Raw genomic sequence first — 5506 nt, 5'->3', positions numbered from 1 at the left:
GGGGTCTTGGTCGCCGACCATATGCGTACCCACTTGCGTTCCGCCTCGCATAAAGCGGGGCGGTACAGATCTCAGGCAACAAAGCCGTCGGGGCAACCCGGCGGCTTTTTTTGTGTTGAAGTTGGAAAACTTATGCCGCTGGCGACGGAGTGGGAGGAGGCGTCGTCGAGTGTTTGCGACTTATTTCGATCGTCCGGCGCCGCCCCTCATTGCCCTGCCGGGCATTTCTCCCCGTAAACGGGGAGAAAGAAGCTGGCCGCAGCCCTGGCGCTCTTCTGCGACGCTGGAGATTGGCGAAATCTTTGATGACGGCGTCCTTCTCCCTGTTCACGGGGAGAAGATGGCGGCAGCCAGATGAGGGGCGGCGCGACGCTTGCAAGATGGTCAGGACCGGGGCGAAGGCCACTCCTTACAGCTCCGCGGCTTAATCGAAAAACGCTTCCACCACATTGCGCCTACCCAGCATGAAGGCGTCGGCGACATGCTGGAGGGGAGCGAGATCGACATCGGAAACGCCGGCGCGCACGATCTCTGCGAAACGCCTGTAGAGCATCGGGTATTCGGCTTCCGGCTCGTCGTGAACGACGCGGCCGTCGACCGCTAGTTTTGAGCCGCCGCCGGAAAGCACCATCGCGCCGTTGTCCGTCTCGGCCAGGATGTCCCAGCTTTGCGGGCCGGTCTGGCGCCAGTCGAGCTCCATCGTCACCGGCAAGCCGTTCGAGGTGCGGAAGGCGATGTGTGCGGCGATCGGGGCGGCGCGGTTTTCGGGAAAATCGAGGATCGACGAGGTGATGAACATCGCCGGCAATATATGGGTCGCGATCGACAGCGCGTTGATGCCGGGATCGAACACGCCGAAGCCGCCCGGAGCCCAGATCCAGTCCTGGTTCGGGTGCCAGCGGCGCACGTCCTCCTTCCAGTTGATGGCTGCCGATCTTATTGTGGTCGAGCCGAGAAAATCGCGCGCGGCCTTGACTGCCGGGGCATAGCGCGAATGCCAGCTGGCGAACAGCGAGACGCCGTTCGCGACCGCTAGCGCCTTCAAATCCTCGACCTCGCTGACCGTGGCGCCGGGCGGCTTTTCCAGGAAGACATGTTTTTTCGCCGCCAGCGCTGTCCGCGCGGCGTCGTAGCGGAACTGCGGCGGCATGCAGAGCGATACGGCCTCAAGCTCCGGCACCGCGTCCAGCATCGCCTCGATATCAGGAAAATTTGCGATCCCGTCCACCTTGCCGTGCCGGCTGGCGGCGGCGACGAGGCGGTAGTCCCGGTCCTTGGCCAGGGCTGGCAGGTGCTGGTCGCGGACGATCTTTCCCACCCCGACGATGCCGAGCTTGATAGGGTTGCTGTTCGAGGACATGGGAGACTCCACGGATTGGAAAATGCACTGCTCCTGGCAGCGATTGGTTCTCTTAGCAGAGAACCGATGCCGGGCAAGTCGCGGGAGGCTCGCTCGGCGGGCCGAGATAGAGCCCGCTTCAGACTGGCCTTGCTTCAGACTGGCCCTGCTTTGACTGGCCCTGCCTCAGACTGGCACGTCGAAGGTGACGATCGACACTTCGCCTTCGAGCGCGCCTTGATAGGCCGACAGGTGCGGCTCGTCGTCGGGCACGCCGTCAAGGTCGCCGATCTGATCGAGCTCAGCCTCGGCGTAACCTTCGGCCGAGAGCGATTCGAGCGCCCGGCGCACCGCCGAATCGTCGTCGGGCGCGACCAGCATGACGTGGACGCCTTCCGGCTTGCCGTCTTTCCTCTTCCACGCCCGGCCGGTGATGATGGTGACCGGGCGCTCATCATTGTCGTTCACGGGCTGATTCCTCCGGGCGAGGGGATCTGTGCTGTTCATGCCTCTTTTTCGCATGAAGCATGGCCGCGCAACAGCCGAAAGCCGGTCACTTTCTTCCCTCCTCTTGCAAAATGGCGAAAGAAAATTACATGCGCTTTTCGCATGGCTGCCAAGCCTCGGTTTCAGCGTAATATTTGGCGCTCCGGGGTTGACGGGCAACAGGCTTGCGAGTAGAAGCCGCCCAGTCAGAACCGATGTGAGGCTCTCCCTTCCGAAGCGACACGCTTTGGAGTTTGCCTCAAACAGGGTTCGTTTTACGAGCGAAAAGACATTTCCGGCGTGCATGAAGCGGTTTCCGCTTCCTCTGCCATTTGTTCGGGCAAGACCGCGAGGCGCGGTTTGTGGCCCGAATTTGCGTATGGAAATGACGCTTTGAGCGGCCCTGACCGGGCGAGACACGGAATTGAGAGACAAGAGGGTTTAATGCCTACCGTCAACCAGCTGATCCGCAAGCCGCGCATTGCGCCGGTGAAGCGCAACAAGGTCCCGGCCATGCAGCAGAACCCGCAGAAGCGGGGCGTCTGCACGCGCGTCTACACAACGACGCCGAAGAAGCCGAACTCGGCGCTGCGCAAGGTGGCCAAGATTCGCCTGACCAATGGTTTTGAAGTGATCGGCTACATCCCCGGCGAAGGCCACAACCTTCAGGAACACTCGGTGGTGATGATCCGCGGCGGCCGCGTCAAGGATCTTCCGGGCGTCCGCTACCATATCATCCGCGGCGTGCTCGACACGCAGGGTGTGAAGAACCGCAAGCAGCGCCGTTCGAAATACGGCGCCAAGCGTCCGAAGTGACCGAAGCGTAGCCAAGGTCATCCCGGACGGCGCCAGGCGACGATCCGGGATCCAGGCCACCACGCAGAATTGAGGCAGAGAAAAAATGTCCCGTCGTCACAGTGCAGAAAAGCGTGAGATCAACCCGGACCCGAAGTTCGGCGATCTGATCGTCACCAAGTTCATGAACGCCGTCATGTATGACGGCAAGAAGTCGGTTGCCGAGACCATCGTCTACGGCGCGCTCGACCAGGTCCAGTCCAAGACCAAGCAGGAGCCGGTCACCGTCTTCCACCAGGCGCTCGACAATGTCGCGCCGCATGTGGAAGTGCGTTCGCGCCGCGTCGGTGGTGCCACCTACCAGGTTCCGGTCGACGTGCGCCCCGAGCGCCGTCAGGCGCTGGCCATCCGCTGGCTGATCGCCGCCGCTCGCAACCGCAACGAGACCACGATGGTCGACCGCCTCTCCGGCGAGCTGATGGATGCGGCCAACAACCGCGGCACCGCCGTCAAGAAGCGTGAAGACACCCACAAGATGGCAGAAGCCAACCGCGCCTTCGCGCACTACCGCTGGTAAAGCGCGAACGAGACTGAAGAGGCACCTCCCATGGCCCGCGAATATAAAATCGAAGACTACCGCAATTTCGGTATCATGGCGCATATCGACGCCGGCAAGACGACGACCACCGAGCGCGTCCTCTACTACACGGGCAAGTCGCACAAGATCGGCGAAGTTCATGACGGCGCTGCCACCATGGATTGGATGGAGCAGGAGCAGGAGCGCGGCATCACCATCACATCCGCCGCGACCACGACCTTCTGGAAGGGTCGTGACGGCAAGATGCACCGCTTCAACATCATCGACACCCCCGGCCACGTCGACTTCACCATCGAGGTCGAGCGTTCGCTGCGCGTGCTCGACGGCGCCATTGCGCTGCTCGACGCCAATGCCGGTGTCGAGCCGCAGACGGAAACCGTCTGGCGCCAGGCCGACAAGTACCGCGTGCCGCGCATGATCTTCTGCAACAAGATGGACAAGATCGGCGCCGATTTTTACCGCTCGGTCGAGATGATCGGCTCGCGCCTCGGCGCGCATGCCGTCGTCATGCAGCTGCCGATCGGTGCTGAGACCGAGTTCAAGGGCATCGTCGATCTCGTCGAGATGAACGCGCTGGTCTGGCGCGACGAAACGCTGGGCGCTGCCTGGGACGTCGTCGAGATCCCGGACGATCTCAAAGCTCGTGCGGAAGAGTACCGCGAGAAGATGATCGAAGCCGCCGTCGAAATGGACGAGACGGCGCTTGAGAATTACCTCGAAGGCAAGATGCCCGACAATGACGAGATCCGCGCGCTGATCCGCAAGGGCACCATTGCGGTGAAATTCTACCCGATGTTCTGTGGCTCCGCCTTCAAGAACAAGGGCGTGCAGCCGCTGCTCGACGCCGTTGTCGAATACCTGCCGTCGCCGGCCGACGTTCCGGCCATCAAGGGCGTCGACGCCAAGACCGACGCCGAGATCGAGCGTCATGCCGACGACAACGAACCGCTGTCGATGCTTGCCTTCAAGATCATGAACGACCCGTTCGTCGGCTCGCTCACCTTCGCCCGCATCTATTCGGGCAAGCTCACCAAGGGCATCTCGGTCGACAACACGGTCAAGGGCAAGAAGGAGCGCATCGGCCGCATGCTGCAAATGCATGCGAACTCGCGCGCCGACGTCGAAGAGGCTTTCGCCGGCGACATCGTCGCCTTGGCCGGCCTCAAGGACACGACCACGGGCGACACGCTCTGCGATCCGCTGCATCCGGTCATCCTCGAGCGCATGGAATTCCCCGATCCGGTCATCCAGATCGCGATTGAGCCGAAGACCAAGAACGACCAGGAAAAGATGGGCCTTGCGCTGCATCGCCTGGCCGCCGAGGACCCGTCCTTCCGCGTCAAGACCGACGAGGAATCAGGCCAGACGATCATTTCCGGCATGGGCGAGCTCCACCTCGACATCATCGTCGACCGCATGCGTCGCGAGTTCAAGGTCGAGGCCAATGTCGGCGCGCCGCAGGTGGCCTATCGTGAGACGATCACCCGCAGCCAAGAGCAGGACTACACCCATAAGAAGCAGACCGGCGGCACGGGCCAGTTCGCCCGCGTCAAGATCCTGTTCGAACCAAATCCGGAAAGCAGCGAATTCCTGTTCGAATCCAAGATTGTCGGCGGCGCTGTGCCGAAGGAATACATCCCCGGTGTCGAAAAGGGCATCAACAGCGTCATGACGTCGGGTCCGTTCGCCGGCTTCCCGATGATCGGCGTCAAGGCGACGCTGATCGATGGTGCCTACCACGACGTGGATTCCAGCGTTCTGGCCTTCGAAATCGCTGGCCGTGCCTGCTTCCGTGAAGCGGCGCCCAGGCTTGGCGTGCAGTTGCTCGAGCCGATCATGAAGGTCGAAGTGGTGACGCCGGAAGATTATGTCGGCAGCGTCATCGGCGATCTGAACGGCCGTCGCGGCCAGATCCAGGGCCAGGAAGCCCGTGGCGTGGCGGTGGTTATCAACGCGATGGTGCCGCTCGCCAACATGTTCAAATACGTCGACAACCTGCGCTCGATGAGCCAGGGCCGCGCGGCCTACACGATGCAATTCGATCACTACGAGCCGGTGCCGACCGCGGTCGCTCAGGAAGTCCAGAAGAAATACGCGTAACCAGAACGGGTTGCAGCGCTAACTTAATTCAAAGCCCGCACGGGCGAGCAGGAATGGAGACATCACATGGCAAAAGGTAAATTCGAGCGTACAAAGCCTCATGTGAACATCGGCACGATTGGCCACGTCGATCATGGCAAGACGTCGCTGACGGCGGCGATCACCAAGTATTTTGGCGAATACAAGCG

General features: G+C 61.8%; 6 protein-coding genes. 4 read left to right on the top strand and 2 right to left on the bottom strand.

Annotation, left to right across the window (positions count from 1 at the left end):
* Positions 1-424: 424 nt before the first annotated feature.
* Both AC0L14_RS33395 and AC0L14_RS33390 read right to left on the bottom strand, forming a co-directional pair.
* A complete protein-coding gene (locus AC0L14_RS33395) occupies positions 425-1360 on the bottom strand; it encodes a Gfo/Idh/MocA family protein (RefSeq protein WP_473530019.1) in 936 nt (311 codons plus the stop codon).
* Between the two features lie 165 nt (positions 1361-1525).
* Complete coding sequence (locus AC0L14_RS33390; RefSeq protein ID WP_123150797.1) at positions 1526-1807, bottom strand: transcriptional regulator; 282 nt, start codon at positions 1805-1807, stop codon at positions 1526-1528.
* A 462-nt stretch (positions 1808-2269) separates the two neighbouring features.
* On the opposite strand from AC0L14_RS33390, the gene rpsL reads away from it, so the two are divergent.
* The 4 genes from rpsL to AC0L14_RS33370 all read left to right on the top strand — a co-directional run.
* The gene (gene rpsL / locus AC0L14_RS33385) at positions 2270-2641 is read left to right on the top strand and encodes a 30S ribosomal protein S12 (RefSeq protein ID WP_006333356.1); all 372 of its coding nucleotides are present in this window, start codon (positions 2270-2272) and stop codon (positions 2639-2641) included.
* A gap of 85 nt (positions 2642-2726) precedes the next feature.
* Positions 2727-3197 carry a 30S ribosomal protein S7 gene (rpsG, locus tag AC0L14_RS33380; protein ID WP_008875664.1) on the top strand — a complete coding sequence of 157 codons (471 nt, stop codon included), beginning with the start codon at positions 2727-2729 and terminating at the stop codon, positions 3195-3197.
* 30 nt (positions 3198-3227) lie between these two features.
* Positions 3228-5318: an elongation factor G gene (gene fusA, locus AC0L14_RS33375; protein WP_029352192.1), complete on the top strand. Its 2091-nt coding sequence runs from the start codon at positions 3228-3230 to the stop codon at positions 5316-5318.
* A 66-nt stretch (positions 5319-5384) separates the two neighbouring features.
* The coding region (locus tag AC0L14_RS33370) for a GTP-binding protein (RefSeq protein WP_246677656.1) at positions 5385-5506 on the top strand (122 nt) is incomplete at its 3' end.

This window comes from Mesorhizobium sp. WSM4841 (assembly GCF_055811515.1).
This window is presented reverse-complemented; position numbering and strand designations above follow the sequence as displayed.